The 17,073-nt window shown below is 61.5% G+C and carries 17 protein-coding genes and 1 pseudogene; 10 read left to right on the forward strand and 8 right to left on the reverse strand.

Annotated elements, in window-relative coordinates; all coding sequences use genetic code 11:
• Positions 1-318 precede the first annotated feature (318 nt).
• On the forward strand, positions 319-1,581 hold the full coding sequence (locus THALAR_RS01890; protein WP_021099777.1) for a lipoprotein-releasing ABC transporter permease subunit: 1,263 nt from the start codon (positions 319-321) through the stop codon (positions 1,579-1,581).
• Entirely contained in the window at positions 1,574-2,257 is a 684-nt protein-coding gene (locus tag THALAR_RS01895; protein WP_021099778.1) for an ABC transporter ATP-binding protein, read from the forward strand. Before THALAR_RS01890 ends, THALAR_RS01895 begins: the two co-directional genes overlap by 8 nt.
• Here THALAR_RS01895 and THALAR_RS01900 read toward each other — a convergent pair.
• Both THALAR_RS01900 and THALAR_RS01905 read right to left on the reverse strand, forming a co-directional pair.
• Positions 2,254-3,201 (reverse strand): alpha/beta hydrolase, encoded by a 948-nt coding sequence (locus tag THALAR_RS01900; protein ID WP_021099779.1) that lies wholly within the window; start codon positions 3,199-3,201, stop codon positions 2,254-2,256. The genes THALAR_RS01895 and THALAR_RS01900 overlap by 4 nt on opposite strands.
• Positions 3,198-3,485: an SCP2 sterol-binding domain-containing protein gene (locus THALAR_RS01905; RefSeq protein ID WP_021099780.1), complete on the reverse strand. Its 288-nt coding sequence runs from the start codon at positions 3,483-3,485 to the stop codon at positions 3,198-3,200. Before THALAR_RS01905 ends, THALAR_RS01900 begins: the two co-directional genes overlap by 4 nt.
• Positions 3,486-3,567: 82 nt before the next feature.
• Between THALAR_RS01905 and THALAR_RS01910 the strand changes: the two genes are divergently transcribed.
• From THALAR_RS01910 to THALAR_RS01930, 5 genes are all read left to right on the forward strand, one after another.
• Entirely contained in the window at positions 3,568-4,128 is a 561-nt protein-coding gene (locus THALAR_RS01910) for a tetratricopeptide repeat protein (RefSeq protein ID WP_021099781.1), read from the forward strand.
• A 47-nt stretch (positions 4,129-4,175) separates the two neighbouring features.
• The gene (locus THALAR_RS01915) at positions 4,176-7,067 is read left to right on the forward strand and encodes a helicase-related protein (RefSeq protein WP_021099782.1); all 2,892 of its coding nucleotides are present in this window, start codon (positions 4,176-4,178) and stop codon (positions 7,065-7,067) included.
• Complete coding sequence (locus THALAR_RS01920) at positions 7,064-7,441, forward strand: RNA-binding S4 domain-containing protein (protein ID WP_040817013.1); 378 nt, start codon at positions 7,064-7,066, stop codon at positions 7,439-7,441. The genes THALAR_RS01915 and THALAR_RS01920 overlap by 4 nt, the downstream gene beginning before the upstream one ends.
• Before the next feature lie 51 nt (positions 7,442-7,492).
• Complete coding sequence (gene fdxA / locus THALAR_RS01925; protein ID WP_021099784.1) at positions 7,493-7,831, forward strand: ferredoxin FdxA; 339 nt, start codon at positions 7,493-7,495, stop codon at positions 7,829-7,831.
• Positions 7,832-8,056: 225 nt separating this feature from the next.
• Positions 8,057-8,566: a CarD family transcriptional regulator gene (locus THALAR_RS01930; RefSeq protein ID WP_040817015.1), complete on the forward strand. Its 510-nt coding sequence runs from the start codon at positions 8,057-8,059 to the stop codon at positions 8,564-8,566.
• A 134-nt stretch (positions 8,567-8,700) separates the two neighbouring features.
• Here the strand turns inward: THALAR_RS01930 and cobS are convergent, their stop codons facing one another.
• On the reverse strand, positions 8,701-9,471 hold the full coding sequence (gene cobS, locus THALAR_RS01935; protein ID WP_021099786.1) for an adenosylcobinamide-GDP ribazoletransferase: 771 nt from the start codon (positions 9,469-9,471) through the stop codon (positions 8,701-8,703).
• A 79-nt stretch (positions 9,472-9,550) separates the two neighbouring features.
• On the opposite strand from cobS, the gene cobT reads away from it, so the two are divergent.
• Positions 9,551-10,558 carry a nicotinate-nucleotide--dimethylbenzimidazole phosphoribosyltransferase gene (cobT, locus tag THALAR_RS01940; protein ID WP_021099787.1) on the forward strand — a complete coding sequence of 336 codons (1,008 nt, stop codon included), beginning with the start codon at positions 9,551-9,553 and terminating at the stop codon, positions 10,556-10,558.
• Here the strand turns inward: cobT and THALAR_RS01945 are convergent, their stop codons facing one another.
• Positions 10,559-12,430, reverse strand: coding sequence for a monovalent cation:proton antiporter-2 (CPA2) family protein (locus tag THALAR_RS01945; protein ID WP_021099788.1), 1,872 nt, complete (start codon positions 12,428-12,430; stop codon positions 10,559-10,561).
• Between the two features lie 121 nt (positions 12,431-12,551).
• Here THALAR_RS01945 and THALAR_RS18660 point away from each other — a divergent pair, with 121 nt between their 5' ends.
• Positions 12,552-12,986, forward strand: a complete 435-nt coding sequence (locus THALAR_RS18660) for a hypothetical protein (protein ID WP_021099789.1) — start codon at positions 12,552-12,554, stop codon at positions 12,984-12,986.
• Here THALAR_RS18660 and THALAR_RS01955 read toward each other — a convergent pair.
• The 4 genes and pseudogenes from THALAR_RS01955 to THALAR_RS01970 all read right to left on the reverse strand — a co-directional run bounded on the left by THALAR_RS01955 (position 12,949) and on the right by THALAR_RS01970 (position 15,294).
• A complete protein-coding gene (locus THALAR_RS01955; protein ID WP_021099790.1) occupies positions 12,949-13,770 on the reverse strand; it encodes a formate/nitrite transporter family protein in 822 nt (273 codons plus the stop codon). The two genes, THALAR_RS18660 and THALAR_RS01955, sit on opposite strands and share 38 nt — an antisense overlap.
• Before the next feature lie 187 nt (positions 13,771-13,957).
• Positions 13,958-14,248: a kynureninase/PvdN C-terminal domain-containing protein gene (locus THALAR_RS19000; protein WP_021099791.1), complete on the reverse strand. Its 291-nt coding sequence runs from the start codon at positions 14,246-14,248 to the stop codon at positions 13,958-13,960.
• 5 nt (positions 14,249-14,253) lie between these two features.
• Positions 14,254-14,531: pseudogene (locus tag THALAR_RS19005) on the reverse strand (kynureninase); the annotation flags it as partial.
• Positions 14,532-14,541: 10 nt separating this feature from the next.
• Positions 14,542-15,294: an SDR family NAD(P)-dependent oxidoreductase gene (locus tag THALAR_RS01970; protein WP_021099793.1), complete on the reverse strand. Its 753-nt coding sequence runs from the start codon at positions 15,292-15,294 to the stop codon at positions 14,542-14,544.
• 194 nt (positions 15,295-15,488) lie between these two features.
• On the opposite strand from THALAR_RS01970, the gene THALAR_RS01975 reads away from it, so the two are divergent.
• Complete coding sequence (locus THALAR_RS01975; RefSeq protein ID WP_021099794.1) at positions 15,489-17,063, forward strand: Re/Si-specific NAD(P)(+) transhydrogenase subunit alpha; 1,575 nt, start codon at positions 15,489-15,491, stop codon at positions 17,061-17,063.
• The last annotated feature ends 10 nt before the right edge of the window (positions 17,064-17,073 follow it).

Genomic DNA, 17,073 nt, shown 5'->3' on the forward strand with positions numbered 1-17,073 from the left:
GCTTCGGCGCAAGCAGGCGGTCGGGTTTTTGTATGGTCTCTCACAAATAAGTGTAGTCGATTCCCGAAGTCTGCGAAGGCTATTCCATCGCGAAAGCCGTGAAATGCGCTCAATTGACGGTCAAATGCGGGAAAATTGCCCGTTTGAGCCCTTTGCGGTCAGATTGCGCTGCACACCGCTGCATCGGCACGACTTCGCTGGCAAAGGCTTGACCCCCCACAAAGATCAGCGCAAACGTGGCCGCAAAATGCCAGCAGGAGAGCGCCGTTGAGCAGCAACAGCCCCACCTCTACTCCCCCGTTCGCGGGGTTTGAATGGATGATCGCGTGGCGCTACCTGCGCGCCAAACGCGCCGAGGGCGGCGTGTCTGTCATGACATGGATCAGCTTGATCGGCATCACGCTGGCCGTTGCTGCGCTCATCATTACCTTGGCCGTCCGCTCGGGCTTCCGCTACGAGTTCGTCGATACCATTCTGGGCGCGAACGCCCATGTGACGGTGTATTCGTCGGGGCGCACCACGGATGCGGGCACCTATGCGCAGGTGATCGAGGATTTTGACGGCCTGACCGCTAAGCTGGCCGACGCGCCGGGTGTCGTGTCCTCCGCGCCCTTGGTGAAAGGGCAGGTCATGGCCTCCGCGTCCTCTGGCAACGCGGGGGTGGAGGTATTTGGAATCCGCGCCGACGACCTCGCAGGCGTGCGCCGCGTGGTAGAGCCGGAGCAAAAGCTGGGCGACCTCGCGCAATTTGGCGTGGCCAACAATGGCATGACCATCGCCATCGGCTGGGGCGTGGCCCGCAGCCTCGGCGTGTCGGTCGGTGACAAGGTGAAGCTGATTTCGCCGAACGGCACCAAGACCGCATTCGGCACCAGCCCGCGCGTGACGGCATTCGAGGTGGTCTACATCTTCCAGGTCGGCCGCTACGACATTGATCGCACGCGTGTCTACATGCCGTTCGACAAAGCGCAGGAATACTTCAACCGCGAGGGCGTCGCGGACGAGATCGAGGTGATCCTGGATGATCCGGAAAACGTCGGCAAATACGAACGCGACCTGCTCAGTGCGGCGGGCGACGGGGCGCTGCTCTGGACCTGGCGCGACAGCTCCGGCGCGTTCCTGCAGGCGCTGGAAATGGAGGACAACGTGATGTTCCTCATCCTGTCCATTCTGGTGCTGATCGCGTCGATGAACATTGTCTCCGGCCTGATCATGCTGGTGAAAAACAAGGGCCGCGACATCGGCATCCTGCGCACCATGGGGCTCAGCGAAGGCTCGGTGCTGCGGGTGTTCTTCATTTGCGGTGCCGCCATTGGCGTGGTCGGGACCATCGCGGGCATGATCCTTGGCTGCCTGTTCGCCATCTATATCGACCAGATTTTCGGCCTCGTGAACTGGGTTGCGGGCGGCGGCGTCTGGGATCCATCGGTGCGGCTGATCTCCAAGCTGCCTGCGCGCCTGGAATGGGGTGACGTCTTGTCGGCCATCTCGCTTTCGCTGTTCCTGAGCTTCGTGGTCACGATCTTTCCGGCCCGCCGCGCGGCCCGTATGAACCCCGTGGAGGCCCTGCGCTATGAGTAACGCCGCTTTGCTGCTCGACGGGGTCGAGAAGGTTTACAACCAAGGCCAGCCGAACGAAATTGCCGTGCTGCGCGGTGTGCATCTTGAGGTTGCGCCGGGCGAGGTCGTTGCCATGGTCGCGCCGTCGGGGGCAGGCAAATCGACGCTTCTTCACATTGCTGGGCTGCTCGACACGCCTGACGCGGGCCGCGTGGTCATTGAGGGCGATGATCTGAGCGGCAAAAGCGACCGCGCCCGCACCAGCGCGCGGCGTTCCAAAATCGGGTTTGTCTACCAGTTCCACCATCTGTTGCCGGAATTTACAGCGCTTGAGAACATCGTTCTGCCGCAACTCGCGGCGGGTATCGCCAAGGCGGATGCCGAGGCGCGGGCGATGGACTTGCTGGGCACCGTGGGCATCGCGGACCGCTCCTCCCACCGACCGGGCGAATTGTCAGGCGGTGAGCAGCAGCGCGTGGCGTTCTGCCGTGCTTTGGCGAACGCGCCGGGTCTGCTGCTGGCCGATGAGCCGACTGGCAACCTTGACCCGAAAACATCGGATCAGGTGTTCGAGGCGCTGATGAAGCTGGCGCGGGCCACCGGACTGGCGGCGCTGATCGCCACCCATAATCTGGAACTAGCGGCCCGCATGGACCGCGTCGTGCGTCTGGAAAACGGGAAGCTGGTGGACGCCTAAGCGTCCGCCATCACGTCGGAGAACAACTTCACAGCCGCGTCGTAGACCTCTGCTTGCACCTCGGGCAGGTCCATCAGGACCTCATGCTCCGCGCCTTCGACCATGCGCAATTCGCCATTGTGCCAGCGGGCCATACGGTCATGGACAGCCTTGGTGTCAACGATACGCTCGTTGGTGCCGAGGAACGTGATGGTCGGCACATTCGGTGTCGGGCTCAGGGACAATGCGCGGCATTCCTTCAAAGCCTCGTTGAGCCATGCGAATGAGGGCCCGCCAAGCGCCAAATCGGGCTGCGCATCAAGCTGGTCGCGCATCATGTCGTACATTTCCTCGTCGCGGGTCAGCAGGTTGTCGTCGAACGGCTGCGCCAGCACGTATGACACCGCAGTGGTGCCCGGTGCCAACAGCGTCTCGAACTTGGTCTGACGGCTGAGCGTCGACAAAGCCCAACCCGCGCCGCGCCGCACCGGGTCGAGGGCGATGCCCCACATCGGGCCGGTGAATACGGCGGCATCCACTGGCAGGCCGTTCATCAGCGCCCGCAAGCCGATGCAGCCGCCCATGGAGTGACCCAGCAGACCCATCGGCTCCGGCAGGTCCAGTTCCGATAGCGCTTCCATGACGGCGGCGATGTCGGTCTGGTATTCGTTGAACACACCGACATGCCCGATCAGCCTGTTGGGCAAGGCCCGATCCGCCAACCCTTGGCCGCGCCAGTCGATGGCCACGGTGGAAAAGCCCCGCTCCATGAAGCCCTTGGCGGCGACGCCGTATTTCTCGATATATTCCGTGCGGCCGGGGAACAGCAGGACCGTGCCCTTGTCACCGCCGCCCCACACGCCGATGCGAATGCGCACGCCGTCCGACGTGGTCAGCCAATAGGCGCAACCGCCGTCGGGTCCGTTCGCAATGTCGGCATGGAAAGGGGCAGGGGTCAGGCTCACGACAGGACCGAGCCCAATTTCATCGCGGTGCCCATATCGCCGTCCACGGCAAGTTTGCCGGACATGAACGCCGCGGTGGGGTTCATCTCGCCATCGAGGATCGCCTCGAAGGTCTCCGCGTCAGCGGTCATCGTGCAATCTGCGTCGCCATCGCCTGCGCGCACGCCGTCGCCATCAACCATGATGGAGCCTTCGCCCTCGATCACGAATTTCACGGAGCCGTCGAAGCCACCGTCCATTTTGCCTGCAAGGGCGGTCACTGCGTTATTGATAACGTCGCTCATTTACGTGTCTCCTGAAAAAGTGATGAGGCGGGTGCCTGCACGTTTTGATTTTCGCAAATCACCCGCTAGAGTTAAAGGCGTTATGAAAGTTTCACGCACACTCCTCAATATTTTCGTTACGGCATTTCTGTCGGTTACCGCTTTTGCCCTGCCAAGCGTCGCAGATGAGGCAAAACTCGATCAGTTATACGCCGAGCTGGCGCAGCCGGATTTGAAAGACTGGGAAAAGGTGGAACGCCAGATCTGGCGCGAATGGTCGCGCTCCGGCTCTGCCTCGATGGATTTGCTGCTGCGGCGGGGCCGCACGGCGATGGAAAAGGGTGATTTCAGCAAGGCTATCGCGCATTTCACCGCGCTGACCGACCATGCACCGGACTTCGCCGAAGGCTGGAACGCGCGGGCCACCGCCTTTTTCAACGCCGAGGAATATGGCCTGTCCATCGCCGACATTCAGCGCACGCTGGCCCTAAACCCCCGCCATTTCGGCGCGTTGCAAGGCTTGGGTCGCATTCTTGAGGAACTGGATCAGCAAGAAAACGCGCTCGCCGCCTACAAGGCAGCCGCCGCTATACATCCCCATCGCGAGGGCCTAAAAGACGCCATTGAGCGGTTGGAGAGAACGGTCTCCGGTCAGGATATCTAGACGGCAGGCCGGCCCGTACCGGCCCCCGAGCAATTCAAGGGCGCGAAATGAGCCAACAGGCACGCATAACTGCGGTTCTCGGCCCGACAAATACCGGCAAAACCCACTACGCGATCGAGCGGATGCTGGCGCACCGCACCGGCATTATCGGCCTGCCGCTGCGTCTTTTGGCGCGGGAGGTCTATGACAAGATCGTCGCCCTGCGTGGCCCCTCAGTTGTGGCGCTTATCACTGGAGAGGAACGCATCGTCCCGGACCGGGCCGCTTATTGGGTCTGCACCGTGGAGGCCATGCCCGAAGGCATGGGGGCCGATTTCCTCGCGGTGGATGAAATACAGCTCTGCGCCGACCCGGAGCGTGGGCATGTCTTTACTGACCGCCTGCTGCGGTCGCGCGGGCTTCACGAAACCCTGTTCATGGGCTCCGACACCATGAAAAGCGCCATCGCGGCACTGGAGCCGAAGGCGCAGTTCATGCGGCGGGAGCGGTTCAGCGAATTGACCTACACAGGTTCGAAAAAGATAAGCAGACTGAAACCCCGTAGCGCGATTGTCGGGTTTTCTGTTGAAAATGTATATGCCATCGCGGAGCTGATACGCCGCCAAAAGGGCGGCTGTGCAGTGGTTATGGGCGCGCTTTCGCCGCGCACACGAAACGCGCAGGTTGAGATGTATCAAAACGGCGACGTGGATTATCTGGTCGCCACGGACGCCATCGGCATGGGGCTTAATCTGGACGTCAGCCACGTCGCGTTCTCGGCCTTGTCAAAGTTCGACGGTCGGCGGATGCGCCGCCTGATGCCTAATGAGCTGGCCCAGATCGCGGGGCGGGCAGGGCGCTACATGCAGCCCGGCACGTTTGGCGTCACCGGTGAAGCACCCGATCTGGAGGCCGACGTGGTGGACGCCATCACCTCTGCGCGGTTCACTCCGATCAAGAAGCTGCAATGGCGCAATGACCGGCTTGAATTCGGCTCCATCGGGCGGCTGCTGCAAAGCCTTGAGATGCGCACGGATCACGACTGGCTCAGCCGCGCCCGCGATGCCGACGACGTGCTGGCGCTGAAAGCGCTGCGCGACGTCACCGAGGTCGATGCGCGGGTCTCGACCCCGCACGATGTCAAGCTGCTTTGGGACGTCTGCCGCATCCCCGATTTTCGCGGGATCAGTCAGGGGGAACATTCCGGCCTTCTGGAAGTTATTTTTAGCTACCTGAACGATAAGGGGCAGGTGCCGCGCGCCTACATGGAGCGCCAGATTGCCCGCATCGACCGCACAGATGGCGACATCGACACGCTGTCCAAGCGGTTGGCCTATATCCGCACATGGACCTATGTGGCGCAGCGCAAAGGGTGGGTGCAGGACGAAACCCATTGGCGCGGGGAAACCCGTGCTGTAGAAGACCGCCTGTCGGATGCCCTTCACGGGGCACTGACGCAAAGATTTGTCGACCGGCGCACAAGTGTTTTGCTGCGGCGGTTGAAGCAGAAGGAGAGCCTCGTGGCTGACGTGAACGACAAGGGTGAAGTGACGGTTGAGGGCGAAATGATCGGCCGTCTTGATGGGTTCCGCTTCCGGCAGGACCAGACCTCCAGCCCCGACGAGGCAAAGATGCTGCGTCAGGCCGCCCTTTCGGCGCTTACCCCCCATTTCAACCTGCGGGCGGACAAGTTCTACAACGCGCCCGACACCGAGATGGACTTCACCGAGCAAGGTGGCCTGATGTGGGGCGACATGGCCGTGGGCAAGCTGGTCAAAGGCTCGGAGGCGCTGAAGCCCGAGGTCGAGGCTTTCGTGGACGAAGAAGCTGGTGCCGACGTGGCCGAAAAGGTCAAGCGCCGCCTGCAACATTTCATCGACCGCAAGATCGCCGCGGCGTTCGAGCCGATGATCGCGATGAGCAAGGACGAAACCCTGACCGGGCTTGCCAAGGGCTTTGCGTTCCAGATGAGCGAAGCCTTGGGCGTGCTGACCCGTGAAGCGGTCGCATCCGACGTTAAGGCCTTGGATCAGGATGCGCGCGGCGCGTTGCGCAAGCACGGTATCCGCTTTGGCCAGTTCACCATTTTCATGCCACTGCTGCTGAAGCCTGCCCCGACGCGCTTGCGTCTGGTGCTTTGGTCGCTGCAACAAGGCCTTCAGGAATTCCCCGAAGCGCCACCTCCCGGTCTGGTGACCGTACCCGCCGTGGCCGATGCGCCCGAAGGCTACTATACCCAAGCCGGCTACCGTCTGGCAGGTTCGCGGGCGATCCGTATTGACATGCTGGAGCGCCTTGCAGACCAGTTGCGCGCCGAGGACAGCCGTGGCGGGTTCGAGGCCAAGGCGGATATGCTCTCGATTACCGGCATGACGCTGGAGCAGTTCGCCGACCTGATGACCGGCCTTGGCTACAAGGCCGAGAAGGGTGAGCGGGTCAAGGTGAAGTCCGTGCAAGAAGTCATGCCCGGCGCAGCGAAAGATGTAGCCGAAGGCACGCCGGTTATGGATGTGGCCGAAGACGCGGCTGCCGGTGCGATCACCGGCGAGGCGGAGCCGGTAGAGGCCGCAGACGTCGTGACGCCCGATTTACCCGACGAGGGCGTGGCTCCTGTGGACGAGACACCCGCAGAAACGCCAGTGGACGAGCCGATCCCCGAGATGTCGGAGACTGAAACCCCCGTAGGTCAGGCAGCCGATGCGGCGGTCGAGACGACCGAGATGGAGGTGTTCTACACATTCACATGGGGCGGCTTTGGCGCACGCAAGCCGCGTGAAGGTGGGCGTCCACAAGGCGATGCGCGCGGCAAAGGCAAGCCACGCGGCAAGCCGAAGGGTAAAGGCGGCCCTCGCGGTGGCGACAAGGGGCAGAACTATCAGGCCCGCCCGCCCAAGAAGGAAAAGGCCATCGACCCTGACAACCCGTTTGCGGCAGCCCTTATGGGGCTGAAAAAAGACTGACCGGGGACGCCGCCAAGATCCGCCTCGACAAATGGCTTTGGCATGCGCGGTTCTTCAAGACGCGCACGCTGGCGTCCAAGCTGGTGAGCGGCGGCCATGTTCGGGTGAACGCGAACAAGGTCGACAAGGCCGCCACCAAGGTGGGCGTGGGCGATACGTTGACCTTCCCGCAGGGCTCGCAGATCAGGGTCGTGGAAATCGCCGCCTGTGGTGCGCGTCGCGGACCGGCGCCGGAGGCGCAGGCGCTGTATCTGGACAAGACACCGCCGCAGGAGCCCAAGGCCCGTTCGCCCGGCGCGGACCGCGTAGGGGGACGCCCGACCAAGAAAGATCGCCGCAGTCTGGACCTTTCACGGGATCGTGGTCTTGAATGATCGCGCGACGCGGCTTAGGACAAGCGCGACCAGATAAACCGGACACCGCTCATGACCTATATCGTCAACGACGCCTGCATCGCCTGCAAATACACCGACTGTGTGGAAGTCTGTCCCGTGGATTGTTTCTACGAGGGCGAGAATATGTTGGTGATCCACCCGGACGAGTGCATTGATTGCGGCGTGTGCGAGCCTGAATGCCCCGCCGACGCGATCCGTCCGGATACAGAGCCGGATATGGAGAAATGGGTTGAATTCAACCGCAAGTATTCCGAGATGTGGCCGGTGATCATCACCAAGAAAGACCCGCTGCCCGACGCCGAAGAGCGTGATGGCGAGGAGGGCAAGCTGGAGAAATACTTCTCCGAGAAGCCCGGCGAAGGCGGCTGAGGCAACAGCGGTCCTCGAATCAAGGGCTTAAAAAGCTGCCATTTTCGCATCGCTTCCGATTCGGTCGATTTTATGGTATGATTCTCTTCAAGATTAAGTGGCCCTCCGGTAACGCGTATTGCGGGTGCTGCTATTCAGACATGATCAAGGATTGACCGGAGGCAGTTCTCCGGCCCGTCTTTTTCGCTGTGTAAGAAAGGGGTTCCCCGTAGGGAGCCGACATATATGAGCAAGAAAAAACAAGACTTTAGCCCTAACGAATTCGTTGTATACCCGGCTCACGGGGTGGGCAAGATCGTCAATATCGAGACACAGGAAGTGGCCGGAATCGAGCTGGAACTATTTGTGGTCTCGTTCGAGAAAGACAAGATGACCTTGCGGGTTCCGACTCACAAGGCGGTGGAAGTCGGGATGCGCCCGCTCTCGTCGCCTGATTTGGTCGGCCAGGCGTTCAAGACGCTGAAAGGCAAGGCGAGGGTCAAGCGCGCCATGTGGTCGCGTCGAGCTCAGGAGTACGAGCAGAAGATCAACTCTGGCGATCTGATTGCGATTGCCGAAGTGGTGCGCGACCTGCACCGTCATGGTGACCAGCGCGAACAGAGCTATTCGGAGCGTCAGTTGTACGAAGCCGCTCTGGAGCGCCTGACCCGCGAAATTGCGGTGGTGCGGGGCAATGACGAGCCGTCGGCAATGAAAGAGATCGACGACGTGCTGGTGAGCCGCAGCGCGGCTTGATTTCAATCGAAACTGATTTGAAAGCCGTGCGCCTTAACTGGCGCGCGGTTTTTTGATTTCGCCGCGTGTTCCACGCGTCGACCGGCTGGGGGCCTTGCCCCCAGACCCCCAGAGTATTTTCTACCAAATGGAAACTAGAGCACGAGTGCGCTGATTGCGACCAGTAGCGCGATCTCGGTGAGGCATTGGGTGGCCCCGAGAATGTCACCGGTCTGGCCGCCGATTTTGCGCTTCGCGATGGTCGCGCAGGTGAGCAGGGTCAGCGCGGCAACGAGAACGAGCCAAAAGCCAGCGAAGCCGAATGCGACAAACGCCGCTACAACGGAAAGCCCTGCAGCGATGCGAGTGGCCTGTTTGCCGGGACGGCCTGTCAGTTTGGACAATCCGGAGCTGCGGGCGTTGGGAAGTATATCCATTACATAGGCCATCGCGGTGCGGGACAGGATCGCCGCCACCAGAACCGGCGTCCAGAGCCAGCCTGCGGCGATCAACGCGGACAATGCGCTCCAGCGCAGGGCAAAGCCCGAGATCAGGGCGATGACGCCGTAGGCACCGATATGACTGTCTTTCATGATCTCCAAACGTCGCGCTGGTGTGGGGCCGCCCCAAAGCCCGTCTGCGGTATCGGCGAGCCCGTCCTCGTGCATGGCGCCCGTCAGCAGTGTCAGGGCCATCAGTGTGGCCGCCGCAGTAACTGTCGCGGGCAGGCCGAGCCAGAGCAGCACAGAGGCGAGCAGGCATGAGAGCGTCGCCACAATCAAGCCAGCAAGCGGATAAGCCCACGCCGCCCGCGCGGCAGGGCGCGTTTCGTCCCAGTCGCGCGGAGGCAGCGGCAGGCGGGTCAACAGCCCGAGAGCTACCCAGACATCTTCCAGCCGGACGAGCGCCGTGTCGTTATTGTCCATGAGGTGCCGCTGTCATCCGCTTGTGTCTGTCGGTCTCAGGGGTAAACAGATGCAACCGTTTTGACAATTGCGAGTAGCCATGGCCCCGTTTTCCACGATCTCCGAATTCAAGACCCTTTTGGCGAATGCGCCTGAGGCTGATGATGATGCCACCGCAGGCGCGAGGAGGCGCAATGCGCAACTGACCAAACCGCCGGGTGCGTTAGGGCGGCTTGAAGAGCTTGCAATCTGGTATGCGGGCTGGCGGGGATCCGACAGCCCGGCCATTGATGCGCCACAAATCGTGGTGTTCGCCGGGAACCACGGGGTCTGTGCGCAGGGGGTGTCGGCCTTTCCGCCTGAGGTGACGGTACAAATGGTTGCAAATTTCGAGCATGGCGGCGCCGCCATTAATCAGTTGGCCAAAACCTTTGGTGCGACTATGCATGTCCATGCACTGGAATTGGACCGCCCAACGGCGGATTTCACCCAAAGCCCCGCAATGAGTGAGGCGGAGTTCATTGCGGCGTTGCGGACAGGGTGGGGGGCGGTCAATCCTGCTGCCGATTTGCTTGTCCCTGGCGAAATGGGCATCGGCAACACGACGGTCGCTGCCGCGGTGGGAGCGGCTCTGTTTGGCGGCATCGGGGCAGACTGGGTCGGTCGCGGCACGGGTGTCGACGATGCGGGGCTGGCCAACAAGGCGCGGGTTGTCGATGCAGGGCTGGCCCGGCATGCCTCGCGCGAGCCGTTGGAGGTGTTACGTTGCCTTGGCGGGCGGGAACTGGCAGCGATGGCCGGAGCGATTGCGGCGGCGCGGGCGCACCGCATTCCGGTGATTCTTGACGGGTTCATTTGTACCGCCGCAGCCGCCGTGTTGGAGAAAACGCGTGCCGGAGCGCTTGACCACTGCGTCGCGGGGCATTTGTCCGCGGAGGGGGCGCATGGCCGTATGCTGGACAGTTTAGACAAGGTACCGCTTTTGTCGCTGGGCTTGTGTCTTGGTGAAGGCTCCGGCGGCGCGGCGGCGATCGGGGTGCTCAAGGCGGCTGTGGCCTGCCATTCGGGCATGGCGACCTTTGCGGAGGCGGGTGTCAGCGACGGCTGACTACTCCGCCGCTTCCTTGTTGGCCAGTTTGGCTAGCAATTCGATTTCCAAGTCGCGGTTCAACTCTTTGGACCGTTCCAGATAGGCCTCGTTCTCGGAGATTGGAATGTTGGGGTCCCAAAGTTCTGCCAGATCGGACATGGCTTGCCGGTCCATCCGGAAGAATGCGACCTCCTGCTCGTGGGCGTCGTGTTCGGTCAGACCCATTTCCTCCAGGACGTAGCGACCTGTCCGCAGGGAGCTGTCAAACATCTCGCGCACGATCTTGTCAGCGCCTGCGCGGTGCAGCTCGAATACGTGGACCCTGTCGCGGGCGCGGGCGATGATCTTGATGTCCGGACGTTCCTTGCGGGCGAATTTCACGATTTTGACCGCGGCGGCGGGATCATCCAGCGCGACCACCAACACCTTTGCCTTGCCCAGTCCAGCAGCTTGCAGCATTTCGGGGCGGGTTGGATCCCCGAAGAAACCTTTGAAGCCGAAGCGGCGCATAAGCTGGATCAACGGCAGGTCGTGATCGAGCACAGTGGTTTGGAAGCCCGAACTTTGCAGCAGGCGGTTGACCACCTGACCATAGCGCCCGATGCCCGCGATGATGATGGGTTGCTGCTCGTCTATATCGTCATGCGGTGTGGTGTCGCCATGATCGAGGATGCGGTGTTTGAGCTTGTCATAGGCGATAAACAGCAGGGGTGTCAGCAGCATCGACAGGGCGATGACCAGCAGCAGGGTTTCCGACATGGCGACCGGCAGGACGTTTTGCTGCACAGTGAAGCTGATCAGCACGAAGCCGAATTCGCCAGCTTGCGCCAGTCCGAGGGTGAACAGCATCCGGTCGCGCCCCTTGATGCGGAATATCAGCGTCAGCGCATAAAGCACGGCGGCCTTGATCGCCATGACGCCGACCGTCAGCCCGATAATCACGAAGGGTGCCCCCATGAAGGTGCCGAAGTTGATGCCTGCGCCCACGGTGATGAAGAACAGACCCAGCAACAGGCCCTTGAACGGCTCGATATCCGCCTCCAGCTCGTGGCGGAATTCGCTGTTGGCAAGGACCACTCCGGCGAGGAATGCGCCAAGGGCGGGCGAGAGGCCGACCAGCACCATCAGCGCAGCGACACCTACGACGAACAGCAGCGATACGGCAGTATACATCTCGCGCAGGTGGGCGCGGTGGATGTAGCGGAAGATGGGGCGGGTCAGGTAATGCCCGCCGACCACGATCAACACAATCGCTGCGAGTGTAACCAGGGTCACTCCCCAGCCGGGCAAGGTTTCCAGAGTGTGCATGACATCACTTGCCATGCCGTGGTCGGCGTCTGCATGACCCTCGCCGCCGACCGTGCGATTGCGCAGACCCGGCCAAGCCAGCAACGGAATCAGGGCGAGCATCGGGATCACCGCGACGTCTTGCGTCAACAAAACGGAGAAGGAAGAACGTCCTCCGTTCGTTCGCATCAAGCCCTTTTCATTTAGCGTTTGCAATACGATAGCCGTCGAAGATAATGCAAATATCAAGCCGATAGCCAGCGCGGCGTGCCATGGCTGGCCAAAGGCCATCGCAGCGGCAAAGATCAAGCCGGTGGTCAATGTTATCTGCAATCCGCCCAAACCCAGGAGCCGGTGGCGCATGTCCCAAAGGGTGCGCGGCTCCAGCTCCAGACCAATGAGAAACAGCATCATGACGACGCCGAATTCTGCAAAGTGCTGAAGGCTCTGCGTCTCGGAGCCGACCAGACCGGCCACGGGGCCGATCACGATGCCCGCCATCAAATAGCCCAGCACCGACCCAAGCCCGAGCCGGACCGCCAGTGGCACCGCCACGCAGGCCGCAAGAAGGTAGATAGTCGACTGGAAAAGAAATGTTTCCATGGATTCGCCTGTTTTATCGGTGTGCCCAAAAAACAGTGTTTGGCGGGCGACGTCCACGCGGTAGTTTAGCAAGATTTGTGATGCGTATGTGGGTTAGTATCTTTCCATGACACAGAAAACGATGACAGTTGCATTGAATGACCCGCCCTACGACGTTGAAGCGGCTTTCGCCGCGTTATCGCCCGAGGTAGCTTTGGCGTTGCGTTCCGTGCGCACGCAAATCCTGCGGACCGCTCAGGAACTGGAGGGTGTGGGACCTATCCACGAGACATTGAAATGGGGCGAGCCCGCCTATCTGACCCAATCACCGAAGTCAGGCACGACATTGCGTCTTGGCCAGGTCGGGGGCAGCGCGGCGATCTTCGTGCCGTGCAGCACCACGATCATAGAAGACGCGCGCGCCATCTTCGGTGACGTTTCCGACTTGTCGGGCAAGCGGGGCCTGATCCTTGGCGGGGACGGGCAAATGCTTGATCATGTCATTCGCGCGGCGCTGACATACCATTCGCGCAAGCGCGTCAGCGGTGCAACTCGTGGCGGACCTGACCGTAGGTGATCAACGTGAAGATGACCGTGCCGCCGATTACGTTTCCGGCGAGGACGGGTAGGAAGAAGCCGGTTAGCGCTGACCAGAACCCGAGCTCTCCGGTCACCATCAGCAAGGCCATTTCTACCGACCCTGCGATAACATGGGTGAAGTCGCCCGCCGCGATCAGCCACGTAAAGACGAGGATAACCCAGAAGCCAAAGCCTTCAGAGTTCGGCATCATCCACACGAGCGCCGCGATGATTACGCCGGCGGGGATGGCCCGAAAGAAGCTCTCCGCCGGTGGCATGCCGGTGGCGTGATGGGACAGCTCCATCAAGGCGGGCATGAGGTTGGCTGGAAGCGCGGGCGTGTGTGCATAGAACGTGGCAATCACGAAGGCTCCGGCCACATTGGCAGCCAAAACGACGCCCCATAGCCGGGCCACGCGCCAGAGCATCCGTGTGCCGGGGCGTGACATCAACGGCAGAACCGTCGTGATGGTGTTCTCGGTAAAGAGCTGCATGCCGCCGAGGATCACGACCATGAACCCGAGAGAATATCCGAGGTTTTCCAGCAGGAAGCGGGCTTCGGTGTCGGGAAGATGGGTCCGGAAGATCGCCTCCCCCAGCACCGACAGGCTGATCATGATGCCCGCAGCGACGCCTGACCACATTAGCGACAGAATGGGGCGGGAAAGCTCTTCCTCGCCCTCCTGTCGTACCACCTCGAAAATGAGTTTCGCGCCAAGGCTCTTGGCCTCCTCGATGGACCGGTTTTCCTTGGCTTTTTCGCGTCGGGTCTTGGGGGACATATAGGCGTGTCTTTCTTAGGGTCGGTTAAGGTATAAGGCACCCCAGCATCTTTTCCATCCGGAAATTTTCCAAGTCCTGCCCGCGTTTATGAACCGTCTGTGCCGCAATAAGGTTCCAGCCGCGGCGCAAGAAATAAGAGTCTGCCAGATGGTCGGCGCGTTGCCTTCGCGGCAGGTGAGCACAGTATTAGGTCACGCGGGCGCGGATTTTGTAGGCCTCGTGGTCCCACAGGTGGCCCTCCATGATGTATTGAAATGTCTTGGCGGCGCGCAGGATGTCGTCTTCACCCAGATAAAGCGGTGTGATGCCGAACCGCAGGATGGCGGGCGCGGAAATCGTCGATGACACCTGGCTTCCGCGCGGCGCCGCGTTGCGGGGTGAGGCGAGTGCAAGGTCGGGGCAATAAGCTTCAACCTTCTTGATGAACAGCTCGGACAGTTCGATTGCGCGAGCGCGGAAGTCTTTCCTGTCGACCATGCCCAGATATCCAGCGCGGAAGCCAGCGCCTGATGGACCTTGATCGACAGCGTGTCGCCCATCACCACATGCCCCGCGTCCGCACCGATCAGCTTGGCCACACGGTCGCCCACGCTGGAGGGTTGTGCCAGCCGGTGATGAGCATCTCGCCCCGCTGATCACGCATCATGGCATCGACGCGGTCCTGCGCGGCGTAGGGCAGGGGGCCGAGCGAATTGCCGTCCAGATAAATCGCACCCTCTGACAGATCAAACATGGCGCGGGTTTGCTTGAAGATGTCCATTGTCATGTCCCTAAACCTGTCCGCCAGCGATTTCGATTGTCTGGCCGTTAATTGAACCCGACCCCGCGCCGCATAGCCAAAGGGCCGCTGCCCCGACCTCACCGGCTTTGATCAAACGCTTGTGTCGGTTCGCGCCCACCATGATACCAAGCGCGTCCTCGTCGGAGAGACCCGCGCGTTTGGCGATCTCGGCAGTGTTGCGGGTGACGATTTCGGTATCGACATAGCCGGGACAAAGTGCGTTGAAGGTATAGGGCCCGCCGATGTAGTCCTCGCTCAGGCCGCGGATCAGGCCGATCAACCCGTGTTTGGAAGCCGTGTAGGCTGGTGCCCCGCGCAACCCGCGCACACCGGCGATAGACGAGACCGCGATGACGCGGCCCCAATCGGTCGTCAACATGGATGGCAGGCAGGCCTGAATGGTCAGCATGGCGCCATCCAGATTGGTTGCCATCATGCGCCGCCAGAAGGCGAGGTCCATCTTGGTCAGGCTGCGGCCTTCCGCGATACCGGCATTCGGCACGCAGATCTGGATCGGGCCACGTGCGGCGACGGCGGCCTCCACGTCCCTGCGCACCTGATCGGGGTCGCACACATCCATGGCGAGCGGGTGCAGATTCTCGGTCGCGACCTGCTCCAACACATCCATGCGGCGACCGGATATCGTGACCTGTGCCCCGGCCCCTGCCAGCGCTTGCGCGATGGCCAGCCCGATGCCAGTGCCGCCGCCGGTGACGAGCGCGTGTTTGCCTGAAAGCTCCATACTCTCTCCCCTTCTATTGACGCTCACCCTAACGTGCAGGCGGGCTGCGTCCAGCGAGACATATTCTTGCAATGCGACGTTGCGTCCGCGCACTATGCTTTCGCATGTGTCAAGACTGACTTGTGATTTACCGGTTGCAACGATATTGACGCTCAACTGTTCGTGACATTCACCTAGACGATGGGGGACGCTCTATGAAAATCGGGGCACCGAAAGAGACTTACGAGGGCGAGGCACGCGTTGCCATGACGCCCGAGTCGGCGCTGCAAATCCAGAAACTCGGCCACAGCTGCGTGATCGAGACCGGTGCAGGCGAGAAGGCCGGCTTTTCCGACAAGGCCTACAAGGATGCGGGCGTCGAGGTCGTCAAGACCGCCGCCGCGCTGTGGAAGGCCGCCGATGTCGTCGTGAAGGTGCGCCAGCCCGACGCCACGGAGACCAAGCGGCTTCGTGAGGGCCAAACCCTGATTTCGTTCTTCAACCCTGCCGCCAACGAGGCCGGCATGGAAGCCGCCAAGAAAGCGGGCGCGACAGTGATTGCCATGGAAATGGTGCCACGTATCTCGCGTGCGCAGAAGATGGACGCGCTGTCGTCTATGGCGAACATCGCCGGTTACCGCGCGGTAATCGAGGCGGGCAACAATTTCGGCCGTTTCTTCACGGGGCAGGTGACTGCCGCCGGTAAGGTGCCGCCCGCCAAGGTTCTGGTTGTCGGCGCTGGTGTTGCTGGCCTTGCCGCCATCGGCACCGCGACTTCGCTAGGGGCCATCACCTACGCGTTCGACGTCCGGCCCGAAGTGGCCGAGCAGGTTGAATCGATGGGGGCCGAGTTCGTGTTCCTCGACTTCGAGGAAGAGCAACAGGACGGCTCCGCCTCGGGCGGCTATGCGTCTGTGTCCTCGCCGGAGTTCCGCGAGGCGCAACTCGCCAAGTTCCGCGAACTGGCACCGGAGGTCGACATCGTCATCACTACCGCGTTGATCCCGAACCGCGAAGCGCCTGAGCTTTGGACCGAGGACATGGTCGCGGCGATGAAGCCTGGCTCCGTTATCGTGGACCTTGCCGCCGAGAAGGGTGGCAACTGCAAACTGACGGTCATGGACGAGAAGATCGTTACCGACAATGGTGTGACCATCATCGGCTACACCGACTTCCCGTCGCGGATGGGCGCACAGGCGTCTACGCTTTATGCCAACAATATCAGACACATGTTGTTCGATCTTACGCCAGAAAAAGACGGTGTAATCAATCACAACATGGAAGACGATGTGATCCGCGGCGCGACCGTGACCCACGCCAAGGAGATCACTTTCCCGCCGCCGCCGCCCAAAGTGGCCGCGATTGCAGCCGCGCCGAAGAAAGAAAAGGCACGTGAGCTGACGCATGAAGAGAAAACGGCCAAAGAGGTCGCCGAATTCAAGCAGCAGACCAAGACGCAAGTGACGCTGCTTCTGGTGGGCGCGGTCCTGTTGCTAGGGGTTGGCCTTGTTGCTCCGGCCAGCTTCATGCAGCACTTTATCGTGTTCGTGCTGGCGGTCTTCGTAGGCTTCCAAGTCATTTGGGGCGTGGCACACTCGCTGCACACGCCGCTGATGGCCGTGACCAACGCCATCTCGTCGATCATCATTCTGGGCGCTTTGATGCAGATCGGATCGGGCTCGTTCCTTGTGATCGTGCTGGCCGCGCTGGCGGTCTTCATGACCGGCATCAACATCTTCGGCGGCTTCCTCGTGACACGGCGCATGCTCGCCATGTTCCAGAAATCGTAAGTAGGGGTAG

The organism is Litoreibacter arenae DSM 19593, from assembly GCF_000442275.2.
Lineage (GTDB): Bacteria > Pseudomonadota > Alphaproteobacteria > Rhodobacterales > Rhodobacteraceae > Litoreibacter > Litoreibacter arenae.

Excerpts from the sequence above, each read along its gene's own strand:
- THALAR_RS01890 (WP_021099777.1), top strand. The coding sequence starts at position 319 with ATGATCGCGTGGCGCTACCTGCGCGCCAAACGCGCCGAGGGCGGCGTG.
- THALAR_RS01895 (WP_021099778.1), top strand. The coding sequence starts at position 1,574 with ATGAGTAACGCCGCTTTGCTGCTCGACGGGGTCGAGAAGGTTTACAAC.
- THALAR_RS01905 (WP_021099780.1), bottom strand. The coding sequence starts at position 3,485 with ATGAGCGACGTTATCAATAACGCAGTGACCGCCCTTGCAGGCAAAATG.
- THALAR_RS01910 (WP_021099781.1), top strand. The coding sequence starts at position 3,568 with ATGAAAGTTTCACGCACACTCCTCAATATTTTCGTTACGGCATTTCTG.
- THALAR_RS01915 (WP_021099782.1), top strand. The coding sequence starts at position 4,176 with ATGAGCCAACAGGCACGCATAACTGCGGTTCTCGGCCCGACAAATACC.
- fdxA (WP_021099784.1), top strand. The coding sequence starts at position 7,493 with ATGACCTATATCGTCAACGACGCCTGCATCGCCTGCAAATACACCGAC.
- THALAR_RS01930 (WP_040817015.1), top strand. The coding sequence starts at position 8,057 with ATGAGCAAGAAAAAACAAGACTTTAGCCCTAACGAATTCGTTGTATAC.
- cobS (WP_021099786.1), bottom strand. The coding sequence starts at position 9,471 with ATGGACAATAACGACACGGCGCTCGTCCGGCTGGAAGATGTCTGGGTA.
- cobT (WP_021099787.1), top strand. The coding sequence starts at position 9,551 with ATGGCCCCGTTTTCCACGATCTCCGAATTCAAGACCCTTTTGGCGAAT.
- THALAR_RS01945 (WP_021099788.1), bottom strand. The coding sequence starts at position 12,430 with ATGGAAACATTTCTTTTCCAGTCGACTATCTACCTTCTTGCGGCCTGC.
- THALAR_RS18660 (WP_021099789.1), top strand. The coding sequence starts at position 12,552 with ATGACAGTTGCATTGAATGACCCGCCCTACGACGTTGAAGCGGCTTTC.
- THALAR_RS01955 (WP_021099790.1), bottom strand. The coding sequence starts at position 13,770 with ATGTCCCCCAAGACCCGACGCGAAAAAGCCAAGGAAAACCGGTCCATC.
- THALAR_RS19000 (WP_021099791.1), bottom strand. The coding sequence starts at position 14,248 with ATGGTCGACAGGAAAGACTTCCGCGCTCGCGCAATCGAACTGTCCGAG.
- THALAR_RS01970 (WP_021099793.1), bottom strand. The coding sequence starts at position 15,294 with ATGGAGCTTTCAGGCAAACACGCGCTCGTCACCGGCGGCGGCACTGGC.
- THALAR_RS01975 (WP_021099794.1), top strand. The coding sequence starts at position 15,489 with ATGAAAATCGGGGCACCGAAAGAGACTTACGAGGGCGAGGCACGCGTT.